Consider the following 25,201-nt stretch of genomic DNA (forward strand, 5'->3'; position numbering starts at 1 on the left):
GCTTACAATAAGCCGAGCCTATGAAATCCATCTCCGTCATGACGCCTTGCTACAACGAAGAAGGCAACGTGCAGGAAGTGTACCAGCGAGTGCGGGCCGCGATTGCGGGCCTCGGGCCGGGATACATTTACGAGCACGTGTTCATTGACAATGCGTCGCGCGACAACACATGGGCGGAGCTTCGCAAACTGGCGGCAGCCGACAAGAACGTCAAAATTATTCGCAATACGAGGAATTTCGGTCACATTCGCTCGCCCATGCACGCATTCCATCAGTGCAGCGGCGATTGCGTGATCGGGCTCGTTGCCGATCTGCAGGACCCGCCGGAGATGATTCCGCAAATGGTGGCCAAGTGGGAGGAGGGCTTCCCCGTCGTTGTGTGCGTGAAAACCGGCAGCGACGAGCACGGCCTCATGTATTGGATCCGGACGAAGTACTATCGGCTCGTGAACCGCCTCTCTGGCGTGGAGACTTACGAGAACTTCACGGGCTTTGGGCTCTACGACCGCAGAGTCGTGGATGCAATTAAGAGTATGCGCGATCCCTATCCGTATTTCCGCGGGCTCGTGGCGGAAATCGGATACCCGCACTACTCGATCGAGTTTCACCAGCCGCTGCGGCGGCGGGGCATCACCAAGAACAACTTCTACAGCCTCTACGACAATGCCATGCTCGGCATCACGAACCTGTCGAAGGTGCCGCTGCGACTGGTGAGTTTTGCAGGCTTCTTAGGGGCGTTGCTTAGCGTGTGCCTTGGCTTTGCATATCTCATCTACAAGCTGGTTTTCTGGAAGAACTTCTCCGTCGGAATTGCGCCGCTGGTGATCGGTATGTTCTTTCTGGCATCAATCCAGCTGGTATCGCTGGGAATCATCGGCGAGTACATTGGGCAAATCCATACCCAGATTCAAGATCGCCCGTTTGTTTTTGAGCAGGAACGCGTGAACTTCGAGTATCCGCCCGGAGAACCGCTCATATCGGCGCTAACGGAGATTGCGAACGAGGAACGGAAGGCGTGACCGCCGCCTCGGACGTAGAGCTATTCCCCGATCGAAATACTTCTTCCACACGCTCTCGTATCATCCTGGTTGCGGCCATCGCACTGGCGGCACTTCTTCTTTACCTATCGCTGCGAAAGCTGGACTGGCGTGAGGTCTGGCGAGCGATCGCTGCGTGCCGGCTTCCTCTGCTCGGAGTAACGCTCGTCATTTCGTTTGGGGCGTATTTTCTGCGCGGGCTTCGCTGGCGGGTGCTGCTCAATACGCAGGCAAAGCTTCCGGTGCTGCGGGTCTTCTGGGCAAATACTGCCGGCTATCTGGGAAATAACGTGCTCCCAGCGCGCGCCGGAGAACTCATTCGCACCGCGATGGTCAGCTCGCAGTCAGGGCTCAGCAAAACGTTTGTGTTGACCACCGCACTCGCGGAACGGCTGATGGATGCCATTGTGCTCATCATCGCCGGCACGGTGGTCTTGCATGTTGTGCCGAACAAGCCGGACTGGCTCGACCGCGTTTCCACGCCGCTGTTGTTCGTTGCCACTGTGGCGGGCTTGGCGCTGCTGCTGATGCCGCTCTTTGAACAAACCGCCAGGAAATTGGCCGCGAAGCTTCCGTTCTCCGAGAAGCTAAGGCAACGGCTGGCGGGAATGATCGAGCACATCGCTGACGGCGTTCGCTCGTTCCACGACCCAGTGAGCTTTCTTCAATTCGCACTGCTTACATTTGGCATCTGGTCGCTCGATGCCTACGCCACCGTCATTCTCGCCAAAGCGATGGGGCTCCAGATGTCGATCCTGGTCGCGCTTTTGTTGATCGTCGGACTGGCGATGGGGAGCGCGCTTCCCTCCACTCCGGGATATATCGGCATCTACCAATTCGTTGCGGTAACGGTGCTCACGCCGTTTCACTTCACCCGCGAGCAGGCCATCGCATTCATCCTGATCGCGCAGGCGAATGGACTCGTCGTCACGGCCATTCTGGGCAGCATTGGATTGTTGCAGTATCGCCGGATGGGAAAGCCCAGACTAAATAGCTAGCGCTCCGCGGCGAATCTGCGTTCGATCTCCTCGCGCCGGTTGCCGCAGGCGAAAGCGCGAAATACCGGAGTCGACACCACGGGCCGCTCCGTCCAGACCCAGCTCTTGCGCAATGCCCACATGCGATCGGTTCGCTGTGCGATCAGGACGTCGATTTTCAGGTCCTTGCACACCGCGTCAGCGTCGTCAAACTTGACCGAGGTTCTTGATCCGAACAAAGCCACGATTTTGCTCTGGTAGGGGAGGCACTCGAACGGATCGCCACCAAAGCCGGTGCCGCAGGCCCCGACCCCGGCAACCGTCTGGTGCCATGAGTACAGCAAGCTCGGCACGTACGCGGGGTTTACCGGGTTGTACTGAACGATTGCGTCCTTTGGCAGGCGCGAGTTGAGTTTCTCGAACCCGGAGCGAATGTAGTAGAGCTGCCAGCCAATCGCGTCGGGCTCAGGAAGCCAGGGCGCTTCGTCGGTGTAACTGGTTTGATCGTTGAGGTAGATGAAGGTGCGCAGGACCGTCAACTGGTACGCGGTTCCCAGCACGCCGAACGCAAGGAATGTCTGCGCCAGCAGGGTCCAACGAGTGCGATAGCTGCCTCCGGCGGCAGTCCATCGGAAGACGATAGGTACTGCCCACAAGATCAGTACGAATTGTCCCAGCAGCAATGCGCGATAACCGAGGTCATTGTTGCCGGTCGTGGACATCATGAAGCTGCCCACCAGCGCACTGCTGCCGAGCATCGTGACGCAGGCCCATTCCCACTTCTCCAGCGGCCGCTCGCGGCGAAACATCTTCCATCCCTTGGCAATAGCAACCAATGCGAAGAATCCAAGCTCCAGGAAGTAATACACGGGAAGCATCGCAGCCAGAAACAGGTTCTCGAGCCAGAGCGAATGAATGTGGGCATCGCCCCATTGCTGAATGGAAGCAAGCGCGCGCACGTAAAAGGCCGCGAAACCAACGCCAAGCCCGGGCTGCCGGAGATCGTGCAGATAGCCGAGCGAGACGATCACCGTCACCAAGCCCGTCCCCAGGAACATGAGGAACTCGCCTAAGAGGTGCGAACGCAGCAGGATAATCGCCCAGATGATGAGAAAGAGACCAACCGTGAACGTCACATACACGGAGAGGCCGGCGGCGCTGGCGAACGCCAGTCCCGCGATGATGGCGGCCTTCACTCGCTGGGAGCGCGGCGCGTCCTCAGGCACATCCCACAACACCAGAAATCCCGCGAGCAACGCGACCAATGCCGCGATGTGGTGAGGCACCCAGATCATTGAGTCGAACCACGATGTAACTTGTGCCCAATCCCACCACTCCATGTCGGGAAGGATCGTGTGTTCGCTCAGGAAAATGCGCAGGGTTGGGATCAGATCGAGTCCGGTGACCGCGAGCAACGCAATTCCGATCACCGACTTGCGTCCTACTTGGGAGCGCTCTCCGCAAAAGTGCTTGAGGTAAAGCGGAATGAGAGCCGCAATCCCGAACCCTCCCCACGCAATGCTCGCGAGCGTTGCGATGCGCGGACTGAAGCCGCACAGCTTCGCCGGAAGCGCGCAGACCACGTACCAGTAGTAGTAGTAGCGCATCGCGATCGCGTGCCCTGGGAAGAACATCGGGTTCGCCGGGGGCACACCGGTTCGCAGCGCAGCGTCGGTAACGGCAGTTCGGAGCGACAGGTCAAACGTGGCTGCGGTCGGGTAGATCCTGGTTCCCAATTGCACATCTACAACGGACACCAACACGAGCACGATCCAAATACCGCAGAGCCACAGCGCGACCTTGGTACTTCGCGATGGAGGGGTGAGTCCGGTGTGTTGCAGTTCGCGAGCGATTATCACGGCAGCAAGCGCAAAGCTGGCGAGGCAGATCGCGAGGGCCGTGGACAGCGACGAGAAGCGCGCAATCAACGTCGCGGAGATGGGCGTGATGGCAAACGAGAGCGCAAGACTCGCAGCTATGCGTTCCGGCCAACGTGCAGTGCGAAATCCGAAGATATTGCAGAAGTGTCCGACGCAGAATCCCGGCGCGAGAAGGAAAGGAGCAAAAGCAACAATGGCCGCGGAACATCCGAGCAGGTCGCGAACCGTGAACTGGCCTATGTGCAATCGGCGTCCTCTGAAAGAAGTATGATTTCCGCCCTCAATGTACTACAGGAGGCGCGCGGAAGCGCACAGGAACTGGAACGGAAAAACCAAAACAAAAAAGGAGATGCGCCTAGCGCACAAGAAGTTCGAGGGTCTCGCGAAAGCCCGCTTGCGCGAGCGGTAACGATCCGATCATTGCGGTGGCAGCCACAACAGCCACACACGCAAAGGCGAGCTTGCCGAGAATGTTCCCGCGGAGAATTGGCCGTGCAAGCACGAGGCGCTCCACCCGGCGTTCCAACGTTGCGGTATGGGCAGGGTCGACGAGTGCCGAGTACAACATGCCCGCCGCCGTGGCCGATTGCCGCGCTAGCGCTACCACAGCGGAAGCGAGGTTCAGAGCGTCGCCGGGAACGTCGAGCACAGCGTCGTCAGCGGCGTATTCGATGAGTTCAGAGAGCTTCTCATCCGATCCCGAGCGCGACAAGATGCGCGGGGTAAGGGCGACGATCAGCCGAGCGATATTGTGGTTCTGTTTGCAGTGCGCGTTCTCATGGCGCAAGACTGCGCGCAGTTCGCGCGGCGAGAGCAAGCGGCGCACCAGGCTCGAAACGAAAATCTGCTTCTTCACCAATCCTGCGGCGACCACAAACGCCTGCTCGGAACCGACTTCGACGAGCGGCACACCACCAAACGATTCCTTCACCACGCTGGAGGCCATCCAACGCTGGGTGCGCACCCGGGTGCGCCACATCATCGACACCACATTACAGAGCGGCGCAACCAAAGCGTAAAGACCGACAAGAGCGAGTGCGACAAGGACCGCACCCGGCATCTCGTGGGTGCCGATCGGCTCGCCGTGGAAGTATCCGGGGACCGCTGAAAACGCGGTCAATAGAAATGCCAGCACTGCGGGGAATGCGTACACAACAACATGCGCTACGACGCCATCCTGTGGGCGAAACCGCTCGATGCTTCGCAGCACGGGCTTGCGCACCAGCCAAAGAAACGCTTCGGCAATTGCGAGCACCGCGCTAAACGACGCGAGCGTGTACAGCACTAGGATGAGGACGTAGCTGTCGCTCACTCCCCGTCCTCCCGTTGCAACTGCTTCCGCTTCTCGCGGATCTCGGCTTCGAGCTTGGAGAGAATGGCAGCGTCCTTCGAATCCACGCTCTCGATCAGGAAGGAGAGCAGGTACCGCTTGGAATGCAGCGGATCTATCGAAATACCGTTGACGAGGTCGCGCGCAATGCCGCGCTGCACCTCCTGCTTCGAGCAGGCCGCATTGTAGACAAACGCCCGGCCCTTCTTGTGGCGGCCGAGCAGGCCTTTGCGATAGAGGCGATCCAGGGTCGTCATAATCGTGGTGTACGCGAGCTGCCGGTCAATATGCGCAATCACATCGTTGACGGTGACTTCATTCTGGGACCAAACTTGCTCTAGCACAGCACACTCGAGTTCGCCGAGGGAATGCTGCCTGCCGGTTTTTTCGTTGGTGAACAATCTGCCGATTAAGGACTGAAACACGCGGAGCTCCTCGAAAGTAGCCAACATTCTACACGCGAATTCGGCACTTGGGTGCTAGAGATTTGTGGCCGAATTGCCCTCGAAAAGGTTCAGTTTAGAATGGTGCACCCTGAATTCCCCAGGAGTTCCATGTCCAAATCTCGCCGCGACTTCCTAACGCAAACTTCGCTCGCCGTCATCGGCGCTGCCGTTGCCTCGTCCGCACAACAACCGACGGAACCGACACCCGGGGCGCCACCGGCATTTGGGACGGCGCCGCCGGTGGGGCCGGAGGTCTCGGCGGAGACGTTCGCTCAGGCCGAGAAGCTGGTGCAGGTGCAGATGTCGGCGGAACAACGCGCCCAGGCCGCAAGCAACTGGCGGATGTCGATGGCCGCGATGTACGAGCGTCGCGTGGGCCCGAAGAGGACAGCGCTGGAAGACACGCTACCGCCGGCGACGCACTGGAACCCGATGATCGCGGGCGTGCAGCCGGGGCCGACGCGCGATGTGTTCGTGCGGAGCCAAGCCGACCCCGGGCCGCTTCCGACGAGCGACGAAGAGATTGCATTCGCGCCGGTAACGAAGCTATCGAGGTGGATCGAGCAGCGGAAGCTGACTTCCGAGCGCCTGACCAGGCTCTACCTCTCGCGACTGGAGAAGTTCACTCCCAAGCTTAAGTGCGTGATCACACTGACCACAGACTTGGCAATGAAGCAGGCGCAAGCCGCGGACAAGGAGATCGCGGCGGGCAAGTATCGCGGGCCACTGCACGGCATTCCGTGGGGCGCGAAAGATCTGCTCGACACGGCGCACATCCGCACAACGTACGGCGCCGAGCCGTTCCGCAACCGTGTTCCCAGTGCAGACGCGACCGTGGTGAAGCGGCTGCATGACGCCGGAGCAGTGCTGGTGGCCAAGCTCAGCCTCGGCGCGCTGGCTCTCAACGACGTTTGGTTTGGTGGGCAGACGGTGAATCCGTGGCTGCCGGAGGAAGGGGCTTCGGGATCGAGTGCGGGGCCGGGTGCGGCGACGGCGGCGGGACTGGTCGGCTTTGCCATTGGGAGCGAAACCGGAGGCAGCATCGTGGCGCCGTCGATGCGCTGCGGCGTTACGGGATTGCGTCCGACTTACGGCCGTGTGGCGCGTACCGGTGCGATGACGCTCTGCTGGTCGCTCGACAAGCTTGGGCCGATGACGCGCAGCGTAGAAGATGCGGTGCTGGTGCTGCAAACCATCAGCGGGCCGGATGCGGAGGATGTGGCCAGCGTGCCGAGTCATCTTGATTTCGACGCAGGTGCCGCTGTCACTGGGCTGAAGGTCGGTTACTTCCCTGCATGGATGAAGGAAGCTCCGGCGACCGACGTGGATCGCGCTGCACTCGAAACCGTGAAGAAGCTTGGCATGGCGGCAGTCGAAGTATCGCTTCCCGATTGGAATTACGACTGTCTCGACACCATTCTCTTTGCCGAGAGCGCCGCGGCCTTCGAAGAACTGACCCTCAGCGGCGCCGTAGATGCGCTCAAAATGCAGACGCCGGATTCCTGGCCGAATACTTTCCGGCAGTCGCGATTCTTGTCTGCCGTGGATTTCGTACAAGCCGACCGCATGCGGCGGAAGGTCGCGATGGAGATGGCCCGCGTGATGTCCGAGGTGGATTTGCTGCTGGTGCCTTCCCTGCGCGACGAGATGCTCACGCTCACCAACTTCACCGGACATCCCTCGCTCACATTGCGAGCGGGATTTGTGGAAGTCGGCGAAGCGCGCAGCGACTGGGCGCCGGACCCGAAGCATCCGTTGCCGAAGTTCAATCCGCCGCGACGGGTGCCGCATGGGGTGACCTTAATCGGCCGGCTGTTCGATGAAGGGACGCTGGGGAGAGTCGGGATCGCGATGGAGAAGGCATTTGGGGTGGAGGAGAGGCCTAACGGGTACGCGTAGCGGGGGGTACCCCCCTCCCCCTGAATTTTGTTTTCAACAACTTACATTGTGGAAAACTTGTAAAAATTTGAGCCGCAAGGGGTTACGGGCAAAAATTTGAAAACAAAGGAGTTGCGACCTCGAAAGGCGGGCAACGCTAGCTCCACTCCGCATCGGTGTGCGGGTTCTCCGGTCGCCATGACATGGGACTTTGTCGAATTTCAAAGATCAGGGGAATTGTTGGGAATGCCCCACGTAGGCAGAGTACGCAGGCGATTACAAATGCGTCGGTGATGGTGGGCACAGGTGCGCGTGAGATGGGTCACAACGGGATAGGGTCGTAAGGCGAGACGCCAGCAGGGGCTGAAGCCCCGATGTTTTGCGGCCCTTGGTTCGGCAGCGCTGAAGCGCTGCCCTGATACAAAACGGAAAGTGCCCTGATACAAAACGGAAAGTGCTCTGATACAAAACGGAAAGTGCCCTGATACAAAAACGGAAAGTGCCCTGATACAAAAACGGAAAGTGCCGTGATACAAAAACGGAAAGTGCAGGCGTTAAGGGGCGACGCGCTTTCTCGGTCCTATGGTCGCGGCGCTGAAGTGCCGCATTACCCGACTGCGCGCCGCGATCCGCCTATGCGCCGTGGCACTTCTTGTATTTCTTGCCGCTGCCACAGAAGCAAGGGTCGTTGCGGCCGATTTTGTCGCCGCTGCGGACTACCTGCTGGACGGCGTCGGGCATGCCGCCGCCCGCCATGCGAGCCTGTTCGAGCTCACGCTTCTTCTTACGCTCGAATTGCTTTTCGAGATCGTCGAGCGAAGTCTGTTGGCGACGTTGCGGAGGCTGCTGGCCGTTGCCGCCGGAGATCTGCGGCTCGGGAGCATTCTCAGCTTCCAACACCGGACCCAACTCGCGAACGTTCTCCGGAGCGCGGCGGCGCGGGATTTCGACGGGCATATTGGTCGCGGCGTCGATGATCTGCATGAGATACAGGTAGCGGACGGTCTGCTCCTTGAAGGTGGCCATCATGCCTTCGAACATGTCGAAGGACTCGCGCTTGTACTCGACGAGCGGATCGTGCTGGGCGTAGCCACGCAGGCCGATGCCTTCCTTCAGGTGGTCCATGTTGAGCAGGTGGTCTTTCCAGAGCTGGTCGATCACGCTGAGCATGATGACGCGCTCGTGGTGACGCATCTGGTCGTTGCCGATGAGCTGCTCTTTTGCTTCGTAGCGCTCTTTGAGCTTGTCGAAGATCCCATCGCCAAGCTGCATGCGATTGAGCTTCTCGGGCTCGACGCCCTCAGCAATGATGTCCACGCCAAAGCGGGTGAAGATCTCGCCCTTGAGTCCGGCGATGTCCCAATCTTCGGGGTGCTTCTCGGTGGGAGCAAATTTGTCGAGCAGGTCGCCGAGGATCTCGGTGACGTACTCGTCGATGATGAGCTCTTTCTGGTCGAGACCTTCGAGGAGTTGGCGGCGCAGGCCGTAAACGGCCATACGCTGCTTGTTCATCACGTCGTCGTATTCGAGGAGGTGTTTACGGGCTTCGAAGTTCTGCGCTTCGACTGCCTCCTGCGCTTTCTCGATACGGCGCGAGATCATCTTCGACTCGATGGGCACGCCCTCTTCCATGCCGAGCCGCTGGAGAAGGGTCGAGACCCACTCCTTGGCGAAGATGCGCATGAGGTCGTCTTCGAGCGAGAGATAGAAGCGCGATGCACCGGGATCGCCCTGTCGGCCGGCGCGTCCACGAAGCTGGTTATCGATGCGGCGTGATTCGTGGCGCTCGGTGCCGAGAATAAAGAGGCCACCAGCCTGCTTCACCTGCTCGTGCTCGAAATCGGTCTGCGTCTTGTAGTGTGCGAGGATTTCTTCCCACTGCGCGCGCGGGCAGACGTATTCATTGCCGGCGTAATACCAATAGACCGTGTTGGGATCGTCGGGGCGCGCGTCGACTTCGCCGCCGGCAGCGTGCACGGGCTGGGCAACGCCCTTCTTCAGGGTCTCCTGCTTGGCCATGAACTCGGGGTTGCCGCCGAGCAGAATGTCGGTACCGCGGCCGGCCATGTTGGTGGCAATCGTGACCTGGCCGAGGCGTCCGGCCTGCGCTACGTATTCGGCTTCGCGCTCGTGGAACTTCGCGTTCAGCACGACGTGCTTGATGTTCTTGCGCTTCAGCAGCTCGGAGAGACGTTCCGACTTTTCGATGGAAACCGTGCCGACCAGCACTGGCTGCTGGCTCACTGAGAGCTTGGCGATCTCGTCGGCAACGGCGAAGAACTTTTCTTTCTCGGTGCGGTAGACGACGTCGGGATTTTCTTTGCGCAGCAGAGTGCGGTTGGTCGGAATGACCACCACTTCGAGCTTGTAGATCTTGTCGAATTCGGCGGCTTCCGTTTCCGCCGTACCGGTCATGCCGGCGAGCTTCTTGTAGAGGCGGAAGTAATTCTGGAAGGTAATGGTGGCGAGGGTCTGGTTCTCGCGCTCGACCTTCACGCCTTCTTTGGCTTCCACGGCCTGGTGCAGGCCATCGGACCAACGGCGGCCGGGCATCAGGCGTCCGGTGAACTCATCCACGATGAGGACTTCGCCATCCTTCACCACGTACTCCACGTCGACGTGATAGAGGGCGTGGGCTTTGATGGCGACTTCCACGTGGTGCTTCAGGTCCCAGTTTTCGGGGTCGGCGATGTTGCCGATGCCGAGCAGCTTTTCGACTTTCTCCCAGCCATCGTCACTTACGGTGATGGTCTTGTGCTTCTCGTCCACAACGTAGTCGCCGGTGAGAATCTTGTCGCCGGGTTCCCTGCCTTCGATCTCCTCGCCCTTTTCGAGGCGCGGGATGATGACGTTGACGCGCTGATACTTGTCGGTGGACTCTTCGCTGGCGCCGCTGATGATGAGCGGGGTACGCGCTTCGTCGATCAAGATGGAGTCGACTTCGTCGACGATGGCGAAGTTGAACTCACGCTGCACACAGTCGCTGAGCTCGAACTTCATGTTGTCGCGGAGGTAGTCGAAGCCGAACTCGTTGTTGGTGCCGTAGGTGACGTCGGCCCGGTAGGCTTCGCGGCGCTGGTCGTCGTCGAGATCGTGCACGATGACCCCAACCGACAGGCCGAGGAAGTTGTAGAGCTTTCCCATCCACTCCGAGTCGCGCTTGGCGAGGTAGTCATTCACGGTGACGACGTGCACGCCGCGGCCGGAGAGGGCGTTGAGATACACGGGAAGGGTGGCGACGAGCGTCTTACCTTCACCGGTTTTCATTTCAGAGATGCGCCCGGAGTGCAGCACCATGCCGCCGATCAACTGGACGTCGAAGTGGCGCATGTTGAGGACGCGCCAGCCTGCTTCGCGGCAAATGGCGAAGGCCTCAGGAAGGATCTCGTCGAGGACTTCCTTTAGGGCGTGGTTTTTGTGCTCGGCTTCCTCGTACTTGGCGAGGCGCTCCTGGATCTTGGCGCGGAATTCGTCGGTCTTGGCACGGAGCTGGTCGTCGGAGAACTGCTTCACCTGCGGCTCAAGCGCGTTGATCTGGGCCACGATGGGCATCAAGCGCTTGATCTCGCGTTCGTTCTGCGTGCCGAAAATCTTGGCAATAGCCTTGTTAATCAAAACTCTGTCCTTTGTCTGGGAACGGCGCGCAACCGGCTGAAAATGCGGGGCGCGGCTCGGTTCCGGCGGGCCTTATCCTGCCTTCAAATGGCCTTGTAAACCATTGCAAAGGCGAGACGGATGCCATTGAAAGCCTAACACATCCTAACCCTTAGATGCGGGTTGCTGGATGACCGACGCACCCCTGGTCGGCAAGCTTGCCGGAAACAATCCAACGCCGAATTCGGGGGAGATTCAGTAGAGTGTTGGGATGGCAAAAAGTTGTCGCGTGGCTTTGCTTGGGGACTACAACGCCGCCGTTACGGCACACCAGGCGATCCCGGAAGCGCTGCGGCTGGCCGGGCAGGATTTGGGCGTCCAGGTTGAGTGGATTTGGCTGCATACGTCGGTGCTGCGCGATCCGGAGAAGCAGTTCGCGGACTTCAGCGGTGTGTGGTGCGTGCCGGCAAGTCCGTACGCGAATACCGAGGGCGTGCTGGAGGCGATTCGCTATGCGCGGGAGCAGAGGGTGCCGTTTCTCGGGACCTGCGGCGGGTTTCAACATGCCGTGTTGGAGTTTGCACGGAATGTGCTGGGAATCGCCGACGCAGAGCACGCAGAGAACAATCCCGGCGCAGGAACGGCGGTGATCACGCCTCTGGCTTGCTCGCTGGTGGAACAGAGTGAGGAGATCACGCTAGGCGAACACGGCATTCTGCGCGAGGCGTATGGGAAAGAGAAAATCAGTGAGGGCTATCGCTGCAGCTACGGCGTGAATCCCGAGTTCCAGCAGAGGTTGTTTTCCGGAGCGCTGAAACCGGCAGCTTGGGGCGCGAGTGGCGAAATTCGAGGAGCAGAGTTGGATGGCCATCCGTTCTTTGTGGGAACGCTCTTTCAATCCGAGCGCCGGGCGCTGAAGGGCGAAGCGCCACCGCTGGCGATTGCGTTCCTGGATGCGATGAATTAGAAAAGCTCCCCGACTGAGGGGAGCTTTCCGTCGAACTTGTAAATTACGCGGCGCGGCCACGACGGGAACGAGAGCCGGCGGAACGCGAACCCTTGCGAGTTTCGGCCGTTTCGTCACCTTCGTTCTCCATCTCCTCGCCCTCTTCCTCTTCCATGCCGAGGTTCTGCGGCTTCAGCTTCTTGCTGAAGGCTTCCATCTTCTTCAGCGTCTGCTGTTCTTCTTTCAAGCTCTGGTTGAGCAACTTTGAAGCCTTCTTGTGGCCCATGAGGTCGGCCAGGCGGATGACCGACTGGTATGCCTGGATCTCATAGCTCTCCACCTTCGCGGCGGCCACGGTATTGAAGATGTCGATAAGGTCCTCTGCCGGATCTTCTTCTTCCATGAAGCCGTCATGCTCTTTGAGAAGGCCGCGAATGCCGTCGCATTCCACTTCTTCGGCTTCTTCACCAATGGATTCGAAACACTGGCGCAGGCGCTCTACCTGCTTTTCAGTCTGGGCCTGGTGGCTCTGGAAAGCCTTCTGAAGATCGGGTCGCGAGGACTCCTCGGCCTGTTTTCCGAGGGCCTCGACGAGTTGCTGCTCGGCATCGAGCAGGTCTTGCAGTTCATGGATAAACATCTCGTGTGCGGTCTGCATACGTTGCCTCCGATAGGTTTGGGTTCAGGAAATTACTGTGTCGTGGGCTTTCCGACGGATAAGATGAATTTGCTTTTCCCAAGGATTGCTGACCCGTAATGTTCTACGCCCGCTTCATCGAGACGGTAGAAAGCTGGCCGGACGCCATTGCGCTCGAGATGCAGCGCGCACCGACTGCCGCCGATCCTACCCCGGCGGTCGAGAGCTACACTTACACACAATTGAGGGCCATCGCGGAGTCGGTGGGAGCGTGGATTGCGAGCCGCGGCATCTCTGGCGGGGCGCGCTGCGCATTCCTGGCCGCGAATTCCCCGCTCTGGACCGCGACTTACATCGGGGTGGTCTCCTCCGGGAACACCGCTGTTCCGCTCGACACCGCCTATAAACCGGAGCAGCTTCGCAAGCTGCTGCTCGACTGCGGCGCCGTGCTGCTGTTCGTGGACGATCGCAATCTCGACCACGCGCGGGCGGCGATAGAAGGTCTGAAGATTGAACTGGCAATGATCTCGGGCGCTGCCGTTGCGCCAGAGTTGCCGAACCTCGACCAGATGATCGGGCGCGGATCGCAGGGATTTCAGCCGATTATCGCGGCGGCCGAAGATACGATTTGCATCCTGTACACCTCGGGCACGACCAGCGATCCCAAGGGCGTGATGCTGACGCATGGCAACCTCGTCGCGGAAATGGACGGCGCGCTGGGCATCATTGACGTGGACCATCGCGACGCTTTGCTGGGTGTGCTGCCTCTCTTCCATGCACTGGCACAGATGGCGAATTTGCTGATCCCCCTGGCGATCGGGGCCCGCGTGGTGTATCTCGACTCGCTGAATACATCGGAGCTGCTGCGAGCACTGCGCGAGCGGAAGATCACGATCTTCTGTTGCGTACCGCAGTTCTTCTACTTGATCCACGAACGCGTGCAGAAGCAGGTGGCGGAAAAAGGCAAGCTCACCCAGAACATATTCAAGCTGATGATGGGGACTTCGCGAGTCGCGCGACGGTTCGGGTTGAATCCCGGGAAGATTTTCTTCGGCAAAGTGCACGAGCTGCTTGGGAAGCAGATGCGCTACCTCATTACCGGCGGCTCGCGTTTCGATCTCACGATTGGCCGCGATCTGCACGCCATGGGTTTCAACATCCTGCAGGCATATGGGCTGACGGAGACCAGTGGCGGCGCTTGCGTTACTCCGCCGAAGCACAACGTGATCGGATCTATCGGAAAGCCGTTTGTGGGCGCTGAGATTGAGATTCATGATCCGAAACCTGACGAAAACGGCCGCCCGGTGGGAGAACTGAAAATCCGCGGTGGCATGGTGATGAAGGGCTACTACAACCGGCCCGACGCCACGGCTGCCGTGCTGCGCGATGGCTGGTTCTACTCCGGCGATCTCGGCTACAAGGACACGCAGGGAAACCTGTACATATCCGGTCGCGCGAAGGAAATCATCGTTCTCAGTTCCGGCAAGAACATCTATCCGGAGGAGATCGAAGCGCACTACTTGAAGTCGCCGTTCATCAAGGAACTCTGCGTGATGGGTCTGGAAAGCAAGCCCGGCGAGCCGATGGGCGAGCGGTTGCACGCGGCCGTAGTGCCAAACTTCGACGTCCTCAAGGAGAAGAAGATCGTCAACGTGCGCGAAGTGATCCGCTTCGATATCGAAAGCCTCTCCGCACAACAGCCGAGTACCAAGCGCATTCTGAGCTACGACATTTGGCAGGAAGATCTTCCTCGCACCACCACGCGGAAGCTGAAGCGATTCGAAATCGAGAAGCGCACCCGAGAGATGCACGCACGCGGCGAGCAGCAGCAGGACGCGCCGGTGGTGCGGGAAATCACCGCCGAAGAACGCGAGTGGCTGGACCGTCCTGAAGTACAGCAAGCGCTGGCCATTATCCGGACCCACGCTACCAAGGCCAAAGCAGAGTTGCAACCTAGCGACAACCTGGAACTCGACCTCGGGCTCGATTCCATGGAACGGGTGGAGATGCTGGTCGAAATCGAGCAGGCGCTCGGCGCGGATGTTCCCGACTCCGTCAGCGGCGAGATTTACTCCGTCCGCGAACTGGTAGACGCGGTGCTCGCTCATCGCGGTACTGGCGGACGGAAACAGATTGGATGGGACGCGATCTTCGCGGAGCCAGTTACGAATCCGGAAGTTCTCGCCGTCGCCAACGAGCGGCCGATCGCGGCACGTTTCTGGTATGCAATTGGCCGGGTGGCGAACCTTGCCTCGCGCGATCTCTTCCACTTGAAGATCACCGGCTTAGAAAAGCTGCCGAAGTCGGGACCGTTCATCATCTCGCCGAACCATCAGAGTTTTCTCGATGCGCCGGTGCTGATGGCGAACATGCGCTGGTCGCTATTCCGCAATTTGTTTTTCGTCGGTACCAGCGAAATTTGGGGCGATGGCCTTGCTCGGAAACTAGCCTCGACGATGCGACTGATTCCCATCGATCCCGACGCCAATCTCGTTCCAGCCATGCAGGCGGCGGCGTTCGGTCTTAAGGCCGGGCGCACCCTGGTTCTCTATCCCGAAGGCGAGCGCAGCATTGATGGCCCGCCGAAGACCTTCAAAAAGGGCGCGGCCATCCTCGCAGCGCACCTCCAAGTGCCCATCTATCCCATCGCGATCGAAGGCTTTCACGAGGCGTGGCCGCGTGGGAAGGGCTTCCAGAAGTTCGCGAGGCTACAGGTCGCGGTGTGCGATCCGGTCGTCCCACCTCCCGGGCCGCCGACGCCCGAGACCTACGAACGTCTTACGGCGGAATTACGCGAGAAGATCGTTCGCGAGTGGGAGCGCATGAGCGGACGGAAAGATCCGCGCGCCCAGCAAAGCCCTGTAAATGTTGGGTAGAACTACCAGACGTTGGAGCGCACTGCCGGAATCGAACGCCGAGTGTTCCGGGTGCCGTCGAGCCAGCGCTGCATTTGCGTGGTTACATCTTCCGAGAGGTTGAGGAACTCGATCCCGGTTTGGCCGCGCTCGTCGGTCCACGCGATGCGGCCCTTGCAGTTGATGCCGATTTTTGTGTCGGGCAAGTTGAAGCGAATCATCACGCGGCGGTTCAGTTCCAGCTTGCCGGTCCACTGCACCAGCATGCCGCGCATACTGAGATCGAGCATCCGGACGGCAACTTCTTTCGCATCCACGCTGATGAGCGCGGTGCTGCGCATTTGCGAGCGTTCCGAAAGACGCCGTTCACGATGGATGAGAGTACGAGCGGCGCGCAAGGTGCGCTTCGCCATGTCCCAGTTCACCGGTTTTGGGATGGTGAAATTTGCCAGGGACCCAAGATTGCGAGAGTTCTGAAAATCCGCAATCGCAAACACGATCGCGCGCGCGTTGGCGTGGCTTTCACGGACTTGCTTGATTAATGCGAGGCCCGAATCATCACAACAATCCACCAGCACAGCATCGAACCGGTCGTACAGGCGCTTCCCTGCGCGGTCGAGATCAATACACGGTTCGTTTTGGATTCCGAGCACGCGCAAGGCGGCCGTAAACTTCTCGATTAGCTCGGAGTCGTGCGAATACATAAGAGAACGGACAGACATTTCCGTGCATAGTACCTACTCTGGATTCCCGACGCAACACTTCTGTGGTAACCAAGCGTTACTTGGCGCGCGGATGGGTTTTGTCGTAGACCTCGAGCACGTGGCGAGTTGAAAGTTGCGTGTAACGCTGGGTCGTCGCGAGCCGCTCGTGGCCGAGCAACTCCTGGATTGCCCTCAGATCGGCGCCCTCTTCGAGGAGGTGCGTGCCGAAGGCGTGGCGCAAGGTGTGAGGATGAACGTCGGCTGGAAGTCCGCGCGCCACGGCGATTTTTTTCACGATGCGTCCCACGCTGCGTGAGGTCAGCCGCTGGACGTCGCGCAGGTTGATCAGCAGGGCGTTCGTGGATTTATGTCGCTCGGCGAGTATGTCCTGTCGTTTCTTCAGATAGACCTTGGCGGCGACTGCGGCGGCGTCGCCGAATGGGACGAAGCGCTCCTTCTTGCCCTTGCCTCGGATGAGAATCGCTTCGTTTGACCAGCGGATGTCGTCGAGATTAATGCCGGTGAGCTCCGAGTTGCGAATTCCACAGCCATATAGCAGTTCGAAAATCAGCGCATCGCGCTCGGGAAAGCTTGCGGCCTCCGGCATCTCGGCGTCCATGACCGTGTTCAGCTCTTCCATGGTCGGCACACGAGGCAGTTTTTTAGGGAGCTTTGGCGTAGCTACCAGCGCCGCCGGGTTCTGCTCCACGAATCCCTCTCGCGCCAGCCACTTATATAAAGACCTTAGCGCCGCCAGTGCCCGCGCTACAGAGGGCTTGCTCAGGCCTTTGTCGTAGAGATGCGACAGGAAGCCGCGAATCCGGACGTGGTCAATGTCGTCCCACTTCGCTGGACCGAGGAAAGCTGAGAATTCTTCCAGGTCGGTGGTGTAGGCCTTGATCGTGTGCACCGACGAGTTCTTCTCTTTCAACGAGCGAAGAAATTGGGCGACTCCCTTTTCCACCTGCGAGACGCTCATTGCGATCCTCCGGCGTTGCGACGCTTCGATCGCGGATGGAAGGTGCGATGCACCTGCTTGAGACGATCGAGCGCGAGGTGGGTATAGATCTGCGTGGTGGAGATGTCGGCATGTCCGAGGATGGTTTGCACCGTGCGGAGGTCGGCGCCGTTTTCCACCATGTGGGTGGCGCAGCTATGCCGCAGCATGTGTGGGCTAGCGTGGCGGCCCGACGCCTGCGAAGCGGCTGAAACCATTTGCCAGACCCGCTGCCGCGACAGTTTGCGGCAGCCTTTGCCCACGAACAGGATTGGGGAGGTCTTCCCCGCGCACAAAACTTCGCGACCGCTTTCGAGATAGCTCTTCACCGCCACCAGCGCGCTCTGGCCGAGCGGAACGATGCGTTCTTTGTCACCCTTGCCGCGAACCATCATGTATCCGAGATCGAGCTTCGCGTCTTCCATGCGAACACCGATCATCTCCGAGACGCGTAACGCCCCAGCATAGAAGACTTCGAGCATGGCGCGATCGCGCAACGCCAACGCCTGCGACTCTTTCGTGTCCAGCACACGCGGCGGGCCTTGCAGGGTTTGCAGTACTTCGTCCGCCGACAGCGATTTCGGTAACACCTTCCATTGCCGCGGCGACTCGATGTTCAACGTAGGATCGTGCTCGATGCGGCGATCGAGCAACAGATATTTATAGAACTGGCGCGACGATGAGAGCTTTCGCGCCACGGTGCGACCGTCGAGTTGATTGCTGAAAAGCGAATCCAGAAAATCGCGGACGTCCTGGCGTTTTGCCGCATCGAGCGACCGTTTGCGCTTGGCCAGGAACTCGGCGAACTGCTGCATGTCCTTGGAATAGGCGCTGACGCTGAGGCGGGAGAGGCCCTTCTCAACTCTTAAATAGTCGAGGAAGTCGCGCAGCAGGCGGTCGTTTTTCTCAGCGACACTCACGGTTTCAAGTATCCGCCGGGGCGAACTGTCTGGGAATTTCCAGTTAGGTTCTACTTGAGCACGCGTTGGAGCAGGTCCATCGCGTCAAGTGGGCTCTGCGGGCGTTCATCGTGTTTAAAGAACGCGAAGACCGTTTCGACTTTCGCGCGCGAAGCTTTCACTCGCTCGGCAAGCTTCTTGATGGCGTCCGGCGAATACTCGGGCATGCGAAAGCGGTAGTACGCGAACGAGGTGGTAAGAACCTCCGGGGTGGCGAGGTCCTCAGTTTCCGCGATGCAGAGTGCCGCGTTGTGGTCCGCGAGCGCCTTGTAGATTTCATCCGTCAACCACGTTTCGTGCCGGAACTCAAAGGCCGATTTCATCCACTTCGGCAGCGAGGCGAGGAACTCACGCAGCATCGCAACGTCGGCCTTGAGGTTTGGTGGCAATTGAAACAGCACTGCGCCAAATCGGCCGGCGTTGAATAGCGGTTCCATGCCGGTAGCAAGGTTCCGCACCGGCTCTTCGCACTGCTTCAATCGGCGGATGTGCGTGATGAATTGGTGCGCCTTACAAACGAAGAGAAAGGATTCCGGAGTTTCCGCGATCCATTTCAGCGCCGTCTTCTCGCTCAGCCGATTGCGAAACGTGAAGTTCACCTCGCAGGCGGTGAGACGCGAGGCGTAGTACGGAAGAAACTTTGCTTTCGGCAGGCTTTCCGGAAAGAACGTCGGCTGCCAGATGTCGTAAGTCCAACCGGAGGTGCCGACGTAATAGCCGTTGGGCTGCGGCGGAGCGTCAAACGTCCACTCTTTCTTTGGACTCATGCAGTCTGGCTCTTCTTCGTCACTCGTTTCGCTGGCGACTTCTTCGCTGCAGTCCGCCGCGGCTTCGGCTGCGAAGTCTGCGGTGCACCTGGTTCTGCCGACAACGCTTCGAGTCGCTCGATTGGAGGCAGCTTCTGTTTCAGCTTCAACACTGGCTCAAAGAGATCGCCCTTCTTCGACACCCGCTCCAGGACCTGGTCCGAAGTAAATACCAGCAGCTTCGCATCTTTCTTCTTGAGGCAGCTCTCGACTTCGTCCCAGCTCACCGGCGTGGAAACCGTGGGCTGATCTTTGGCGCGCAGCGAGTACACGCAAATGGTCGTCTTGTGGTCGTCGTTCTGGCTCCAATCGACGAGGACTTTCCCGGTACGCAGCGACTTTTTCATGTCGGAAACTACGACGCTCGGATGTTGGCGTTCGAGCAGGCGTGCGAGTTCGTGGGCAAAAGGCTTCGTCTGGTCGTAGGTGACTGCGGTATTCAGCGGCACGTAGATTTGCAATCCCTTCGAGCCGGAAGTCTTCGCGCAGCTTTCGAGGCCCAGGCTCTTGAAGATTTCGCGAACCCACAATCCCACCTGGCAGCAGAGCACGATGTCGGCGGGCGGGCCGGGATCGAGGTCGAAGACGATGAACGTCGGCCGCATGATTTCTTTGCCGAGCGAGAGCGAAGGATGAAGCTCCAGATCGGCTAGATTCGCGGCCCACACGAGCGTCGCCAAGTCCTGTGCCAGGCAGTAGTTCATGGTCTTGTTGTTGCCCTCGCTCCACACGGGCGTGGTCTGCACCCAGTCGGGCCGGTGCTCGGGACAATTTTTCTCGTAGAAAAACATCCCGTTCACGCCGTTGGGATAACGCTTCATGGTGAGCGGGCGTCCCTTCAGGTGCGGCAAGAGCACCGGCGCGATACGCGCGTAATAATCAATGACCTGTCCCTTGGTGAACCCCGCCGCCGGGTAGAGAACTTTGTCCAGGTTCGACAACGTGAGTTGCCGGCCTTCGATTTCCACGGTTTGTTCGCTGCGCTTAGCCATTGCACTTATTTGGATGCACAGCATTTTAAGCTGACTCAGCCCAAGCAGCCACCGTCCTGCGCTTTTTCTTACTTCTGCAACAACGAACTGCGGCTCACCTGCCATCCAAGTATTGCCGTGGCTTGCGACAACAAACCGCTACCGATCAGTTCCTCCGCGCCGCCGGAGTTCCCTCCCGAGCAGGAGTCGCTGTTCCGCGAGGTGCTGACGCTCATGAACGAGCGCGGAATTCCCTACGCGGTTTCCGGCGCATTCGCACTTCGCGAACACACCGGCATTTGTCGCAACACGAAGGACCTCGATCTGTTCCTGCCGCCGCAAGACGTTCCCCTGGCGTTGGACCAATTGCGCAAAGAGGGCTTTGAAACTGAAGTCCCGGACCCGGTGTGGCTGGCGAAAGCGCACCGCGACGACTTCTTCGTGGATCTCATCACCGGCATGAGCAACGGCATTGTGACTGTTGACAACAGCTGGATCGCGAACGCGACGCCGTCGCAGATCCTCGGCATCCCGGTAAAAGTCCTCGCCGCGGAAGAACTCCTCGTCTCGAAGATCTTCATCGCCTTCCGCGAGCGTTTTGACGGCGCCGACATCGTGCATCTTATTTATGGCACGCGCGGCCGGTTGAAGTGGAACCGCGTTTTAGAGCTGGTTGGCGAAAACTGGCAGCTCTTACTCTGGGCCCTGGTGCTGTTCAACTACGTTTATCCGCAGGAAGCGAGCGCCGTTCCCGAGGACGTGTGGGATAGCCTGCTGCATCGCTTCCACGAGAATTTGACAACGCCGAACACGATGGCCAACTTCCGCGGCAGCCTGCTCGATGAGCGCATGTTCGCGATTGATGTAAACGAATGGGGCCTCGACAACCTGCTGGAAGAGAGCCGTCGGCGGCGCGAACCGAAGATTCCCGAGGATGCTGCCAGCAAGCCCGCAGCCTAGACCTTACATCCAACTAGACAATGAGAATCGCTGCCCTCGCAGACATTCATTTCACCCCGCAAAGCTACGACCGCATTCGCGAGCAGATGAACCGCGTGCGCGAGGAGGCGGACATCCTCGTGCTCGCCGGCGATCTTACAAACTTTGGCAAGCCCGAAGAGATCGAGTCCATGCTCAACAGCCTGGTGCGGATCCGCATTCCGATCGTTGCGGTGCTTGGCAATCACGACTACGAGAGCGGCAAATCCGAGCAGTTGATGAAGATGCTGGTGCAGGAGGGCGTAAAGCTTCTCGACGGCACCGGCTATGAACGCGATGGCGTAGGATTCGCCGGCACCAAGGGCTTCCCCGGCGGCTTTGGCCGCGGCGCGCTGACGGCATTTGGCGAGCCCGAAGTGAAAGCCTTCGTGCAGGCAGCAATTGATGAATCCCTGAAGCTCGAACGCGCTCTCTCACAACTGCGCACACCGAAGCGTATCGTCGTGATTCACTATGCGCCGATTGGCGGCACGGTGCAGGGCGAACCAACCGAAATCTACCCGTACCTCGGCAGCTCACGACTGATGGAAGTCATCGACCGTCATGGCGCCGACCTCGTGTTGCACGGTCACGCGCACCACGGCGCAGCCGACGGGAAAACTACCGCTGGCTGTCCGGTACACAACGTCGCGTTGCCGATTCTGCAGGCGATGACGCCGCCGCGCGCGTACCGTATCTTCGACGTTTAGTCGCGCAACTTTTTGGACACGAACCCAACCGATTAACCTGCACCAAAGTCACTACTACGCCGTGTCCAAACGCACAATGTACTCTGCTTTTGCTCTGTACCGATTCTCGCGCCCTTGCATTTGGCGGAGATCAAGAACAAATTTCGTAAGCTGTTCACGACCTTCGAGGCGCTCAGCGACCTCGGGCCGGCGCTCACGGCAGAACGCGATTTCGCGCAAACTGCCGACGAACTTTTGCGCCTGCTCATGGACGCCATCGGCGCTCGCGAAAGCGCGCTCTTCCGCTTTTGCGATAAGCCCGCTGTGCTCACCTCGGTCGCATCTCGCGGCTTCCTTTCCTTCCCAAGTCCGGCAGTCATTCCGTTGCTTCCCTCACACGTACACGCGCTGACCACGGCGCGCGGGCCACAACTTCTTGCAGCGGAATCTCGACGTACGCTACTCAGTTCGAACGGCAACTTCCCGCCAGATTTGATTCAACTGGCTGCGCCTTTGCGCGTCGGGCAGAAGCTCGTCGGAATGCTGGCATTCGGCCAACCTGATGAATCGCATTACGGCGAAGAAGAAGTGCATGGCCTGGCGATGTTCGCGCACTATGTCGCGCTCGCCGTCCAGAACAGCGGACTGACCGAGTCACTCTCCAATCGTGTTGCGGAGAACCTGAAACTCATGGCTTCGGTGCATTCGTTCTACGACAACGCGCTCGAGGCCTTCGCCGTCGCGATTGACGCCAAGCACATCAATATCCGCGGACACTCGATTCGTGTCGGCCGCTATGCTGCCTTCATCGGCGAAGCCATGGGCATGGGAGCTTCGGAAGCTTCCGCCCTGCGCGCTTCCGGCTATCTGCACGATATCGGCAAGGTCGCGGTGGACCGTCGTCTGTTCGGCAAGCCCAGCGCGTTGAACGAAGCTGAGTTCAAAGAAATGGCCGATCACACCATCGTCGGCAGCGAGATCGTCTCCGGCGTGCAGTTCCCATGGCCGCAGGTGGGCGAAGTCGTTCGATCGCATCACGAGCGTCTTGACGGATCCGGCTATCCCGACCATCTGCGCGGCGACGAACTTGCAAAACATGTGCGCATCATGGGCTTGGCCGATGCATTCGATGCCATGACCAGCGAGCGTCCGTACCGGCAGCCGCTCTCCATCGGCGAAGCGTTGACCGAAGTGGTGAAAATGTCGCCCACGCACTTTGATCCCGAGACGGTGCAGGCGCTGCTGGTGCAGGTCCGGCGCGATGCAGTTGCTTCGTGCAGTCCAAAGCTCAGCGCCGCCTGGATAAAATCGCAGCCGGACAAGCCCAAGTTCCTCGACGACCGCGTGATGTGCGCCATTGCCCCACCGGACGTGGACCAGTTGGCCGCCGTCCTGCACCACAAGACAACGCGCAACCGGGTTTACTCAAACTAGCGCCACCTTTCGGCCATCGCGCAACTTTCCTTTCCCAATGGGTTCATAATTCCCAGACACATCTCCGTCCGGGATGGAACGATGCCCTTTCAACGCGTAGTAACCGCAGCGGCCCTCATCTCGACGCTCACCCTCGGCGCAACGATTTTGTCCGCGTCCAAAAAGAAAACCACAGCGCCTCAACTCGACGACACCAAGCAGGTCGTGCACGCGCTCAACCGGTTAACCTTCGGTCCGCGACCGGGCGATGTGGATCGGGTGAAAGCAATCGGTCTCAACAAGTGGATCGATGAGCAACTGCATCCTGACAAGATTGACGACAGCGCGCTCCAGGCGCGGCTCTCGAACTTCCGCACGCTGACGATGAACGCACGCGAGATGGCCGAGAAGTTCCCGCCGAACCAGGTGGTGAAGCAAGTGTCGGAAGGCAAGATGAGCGTGCCCCATAATCCCGACGAGAAGATCGTCTATCTCGCGGCGCTCGATCGTTACGACCTGAAGAAGGAAAACAAGGCAAACGGAACCAAGAAGAAGGCCGACGATGCGGACGCCACCGACCAGGCCGATCTTCCCGATGATCAAATAAACGATGCTGAGCGCCAACGCCGCCGCTCGGCGCGGATCCACGGCGAGCAGATCGCCACCCAGATTGCGAGCGTCGCTCCCGACAAGCGCATTGAGGCTCTCCTGCGCCTTCCCGATCAAGACCGCCGCGACCTGCTGCGCATCAACGACGAAACGCGCCAGCAACTCATCAGCGGCATGAACCCTGCGGATCGCGAAGCTGTGCTCGCCATGCGGAACCCGCAAGGCTTGGTGGAAGACGAACTCAAGGATTCAAAGCTGCTGCGCGCCATCTACAGCGATCGCCAACTCGAAGAGGTAATGACCGACTTCTGGTTCAACCACTTCAACATCTTCCTCAACAAGGGACCGGATCGTTATTTCGTGACGGAGTACGAGCGCGATGTGATTCGTCGCCATGCGCTCGGGAAATTCAAAGATCTTCTGAACGCCACCGCCCATAGCCCGGCGATGATGTTCTATCTCGACAACGCCGAGAGCGTCGGCCCGAACTCTCCGGCTGCGCTGGGCATGCCCGACAGCCTTCGCCGCCCGATGTACCGCGGCTATGGTCAACCGCCGCAGCAGCATTCCGCCAAGAAAAAGCAGAACGGCTTGAACGAGAACTACGCGCGCGAGTTGATGGAACTGCACACGCTCGGCGTGAATGGCGGCTACTCGCAGAAAGATGTCACGGAAGTCGCGAAGGTCTTCACCGGCTGGACGATTGAAGAACCGCGCAAAGGCGGCGGCTTCAAGTTCGCCGAGCGCCGTCACGAGCCGGGCTCGAAGTATGTCCTCGGCCAGAAGATCGACCAGGGCGGCGAGCGTGAAGGCGAGCACGTTCTCGAGATGCTGGCTCGCGATCCGCATACCGCGCACTTCGTCTGCAACAAGCTCGCAATGCGATTTGTCGCCGATGCGCCACCGCAGGCACTGGTGGACCGCATGGCCGACACCTTCCTGAAGAAAGATGGCGACATCCGCGAAGTGCTGCGAACGATGTTGCAATCGCAGGAATTCTGGGCGCCGGAGTCCTATCGCGCGAAAGTGAAAACGCCGCTGGAATTCGTAGTGAGTTCGGTGCGCGCAACCGGCGCTGAGGTCAGCGATGCCAAGCCGCTGGTGCAAACGCTCAACCAGATGGGCATGCCGCTCTATGGCATGCAGCCGCCGACGGGCTACTCGATGAAGGCCGATACCTGGGTGAACTCCGCTGCCCTGCTGGCGCGCATGAATTTCGCGCTCGGCCTCGGCACCGGCAAGATCAAGGGCTCGCAGGTTCCGCCGGAATTCCTGCACGGCAACAACGCGCCCGATGCCATGGCCACTGAATCAACGCTCGAACAGAACTTGCTGGCGGGCGACATTTCGGAGCAAACGCGGAGCGTGATTCACAAACAGCTCGACGATCCCAAAATCCAGGCGCAAGTCGCCGACGACAACAAACGCGCACAACGCGAGGGACTGCTGGCGGGCCTGATTCTCGGCTCGCCCGAGTTCCAGCGGAGGTAAGTAC

Annotated in this window: 19 protein-coding genes; 9 read left to right on the top strand and 10 right to left on the bottom strand. The window is 59.6% G+C overall.

What is annotated here, in order from left to right; genetic code table 11:
- Positions 1-20 precede the first annotated feature (20 nt).
- Both ACID345_RS14690 and ACID345_RS14695 read left to right on the top strand, forming a co-directional pair.
- Entirely contained in the window at positions 21-1,019 is a 999-nt protein-coding gene (locus tag ACID345_RS14690) for a glycosyltransferase (protein WP_011523651.1), read from the top strand.
- Positions 1,016-2,035 carry a lysylphosphatidylglycerol synthase transmembrane domain-containing protein gene (locus ACID345_RS14695; RefSeq protein WP_011523652.1) on the top strand — a complete coding sequence of 340 codons (1,020 nt, stop codon included), beginning with the start codon at positions 1,016-1,018 and terminating at the stop codon, positions 2,033-2,035. The genes ACID345_RS14690 and ACID345_RS14695 overlap by 4 nt, the downstream gene beginning before the upstream one ends.
- Here ACID345_RS14695 and ACID345_RS14700 read toward each other — a convergent pair.
- The 3 genes from ACID345_RS14700 to ACID345_RS25640 form a co-directional block, all read right to left on the bottom strand.
- On the bottom strand, positions 2,032-4,140 hold the full coding sequence (locus tag ACID345_RS14700; RefSeq protein WP_011523653.1) for a hypothetical protein: 2,109 nt from the start codon (positions 4,138-4,140) through the stop codon (positions 2,032-2,034). The genes ACID345_RS14695 and ACID345_RS14700 overlap by 4 nt on opposite strands.
- Positions 4,141-4,249: 109 nt before the next feature.
- On the bottom strand, positions 4,250-5,206 hold the full coding sequence (locus ACID345_RS14705) for a M56 family metallopeptidase (RefSeq protein ID WP_011523654.1): 957 nt from the start codon (positions 5,204-5,206) through the stop codon (positions 4,250-4,252).
- Positions 5,203-5,649 (bottom strand): BlaI/MecI/CopY family transcriptional regulator, encoded by a 447-nt coding sequence (locus ACID345_RS25640; protein ID WP_011523655.1) that lies wholly within the window; start codon positions 5,647-5,649, stop codon positions 5,203-5,205. Before ACID345_RS25640 ends, ACID345_RS14705 begins: the two co-directional genes overlap by 4 nt.
- Positions 5,650-5,778: 129 nt before the next feature.
- Here ACID345_RS25640 and ACID345_RS14715 point away from each other — a divergent pair, with 129 nt between their 5' ends.
- The gene (locus tag ACID345_RS14715) at positions 5,779-7,569 is read left to right on the top strand and encodes an amidase (protein WP_011523656.1); all 1,791 of its coding nucleotides are present in this window, start codon (positions 5,779-5,781) and stop codon (positions 7,567-7,569) included.
- 612 nt (positions 7,570-8,181) lie between these two features.
- On the opposite strand, the gene secA is transcribed toward ACID345_RS14715, so the two are convergent.
- Complete coding sequence (gene secA, locus ACID345_RS14720; protein WP_011523657.1) at positions 8,182-11,163, bottom strand: preprotein translocase subunit SecA; 2,982 nt, start codon at positions 11,161-11,163, stop codon at positions 8,182-8,184.
- A 250-nt stretch (positions 11,164-11,413) separates the two neighbouring features.
- On the opposite strand from secA, the gene ACID345_RS14725 reads away from it, so the two are divergent.
- Positions 11,414-12,109 carry a CTP synthase C-terminal region-related (seleno)protein gene (locus ACID345_RS14725; protein ID WP_011523658.1) on the top strand — a complete coding sequence of 232 codons (696 nt, stop codon included), beginning with the start codon at positions 11,414-11,416 and terminating at the stop codon, positions 12,107-12,109.
- 43 nt (positions 12,110-12,152) lie between these two features.
- Here ACID345_RS14725 and ACID345_RS14730 read toward each other — a convergent pair whose 3' ends face one another.
- Positions 12,153-12,746, bottom strand: coding sequence for a ferritin-like domain-containing protein (locus ACID345_RS14730; RefSeq protein WP_011523659.1), 594 nt, complete (start codon positions 12,744-12,746; stop codon positions 12,153-12,155).
- A 98-nt stretch (positions 12,747-12,844) separates the two neighbouring features.
- On the opposite strand from ACID345_RS14730, the gene ACID345_RS14735 reads away from it, so the two are divergent.
- The gene (locus ACID345_RS14735) at positions 12,845-15,601 is read left to right on the top strand and encodes an AMP-binding protein (RefSeq protein WP_011523660.1); all 2,757 of its coding nucleotides are present in this window, start codon (positions 12,845-12,847) and stop codon (positions 15,599-15,601) included.
- Between the two features lie 2 nt (positions 15,602-15,603).
- Here ACID345_RS14735 and ACID345_RS14740 read toward each other — a convergent pair whose 3' ends face one another.
- From ACID345_RS14740 to ligD, 5 genes are read right to left on the bottom strand one after another with little or no spacing between them, the layout of a single operon-like run.
- Positions 15,604-16,302 (bottom strand): PilZ domain-containing protein, encoded by a 699-nt coding sequence (locus ACID345_RS14740; protein WP_011523661.1) that lies wholly within the window; start codon positions 16,300-16,302, stop codon positions 15,604-15,606.
- Between the two features lie 58 nt (positions 16,303-16,360).
- On the bottom strand, positions 16,361-17,263 hold the full coding sequence (locus tag ACID345_RS14745; RefSeq protein WP_011523662.1) for a tyrosine recombinase XerC: 903 nt from the start codon (positions 17,261-17,263) through the stop codon (positions 16,361-16,363).
- The gene (locus ACID345_RS14750; RefSeq protein ID WP_011523663.1) at positions 17,260-18,201 is read right to left on the bottom strand and encodes a site-specific tyrosine recombinase; all 942 of its coding nucleotides are present in this window, start codon (positions 18,199-18,201) and stop codon (positions 17,260-17,262) included. The genes ACID345_RS14745 and ACID345_RS14750 overlap by 4 nt, the downstream gene beginning before the upstream one ends.
- 50 nt (positions 18,202-18,251) lie before the next feature.
- On the bottom strand, positions 18,252-19,007 hold the full coding sequence (locus ACID345_RS14755) for a DUF72 domain-containing protein (RefSeq protein ID WP_011523664.1): 756 nt from the start codon (positions 19,005-19,007) through the stop codon (positions 18,252-18,254).
- Positions 19,004-20,038 (bottom strand): non-homologous end-joining DNA ligase, encoded by a 1,035-nt coding sequence (gene ligD / locus ACID345_RS14760; protein WP_083763764.1) that lies wholly within the window; start codon positions 20,036-20,038, stop codon positions 19,004-19,006. The genes ACID345_RS14755 and ligD overlap by 4 nt, the downstream gene beginning before the upstream one ends.
- 117 nt (positions 20,039-20,155) lie before the next feature.
- Between ligD and ACID345_RS14765 the strand changes: the two genes are divergently transcribed.
- The 4 genes from ACID345_RS14765 (at position 20,156) to ACID345_RS14780 (ending at position 25,197) form a co-directional block, all read left to right on the top strand.
- Entirely contained in the window at positions 20,156-20,977 is an 822-nt protein-coding gene (locus tag ACID345_RS14765; protein WP_085954923.1) for a nucleotidyltransferase, read from the top strand.
- 20 nt (positions 20,978-20,997) lie between these two features.
- Positions 20,998-21,705, top strand: a complete 708-nt coding sequence (locus tag ACID345_RS14770) for a metallophosphoesterase family protein (protein WP_011523667.1) — start codon at positions 20,998-21,000, stop codon at positions 21,703-21,705.
- Positions 21,706-21,825: 120 nt separating this feature from the next.
- Positions 21,826-23,118: an HD domain-containing phosphohydrolase gene (locus ACID345_RS14775; protein ID WP_041855745.1), complete on the top strand. Its 1,293-nt coding sequence runs from the start codon at positions 21,826-21,828 to the stop codon at positions 23,116-23,118.
- Positions 23,119-23,199: 81 nt separating this feature from the next.
- A complete protein-coding gene (locus tag ACID345_RS14780; RefSeq protein ID WP_011523669.1) occupies positions 23,200-25,197 on the top strand; it encodes a DUF1800 domain-containing protein in 1,998 nt (665 codons plus the stop codon).
- Positions 25,198-25,201 lie beyond the last annotated feature (4 nt).

Origin of the sequence: Candidatus Koribacter versatilis Ellin345, assembly GCF_000014005.1 — a bacterium.
GTDB classification, from domain to species: Bacteria; Acidobacteriota; Terriglobia; order Terriglobales; family Acidobacteriaceae; genus Korobacter; species Korobacter versatilis_A.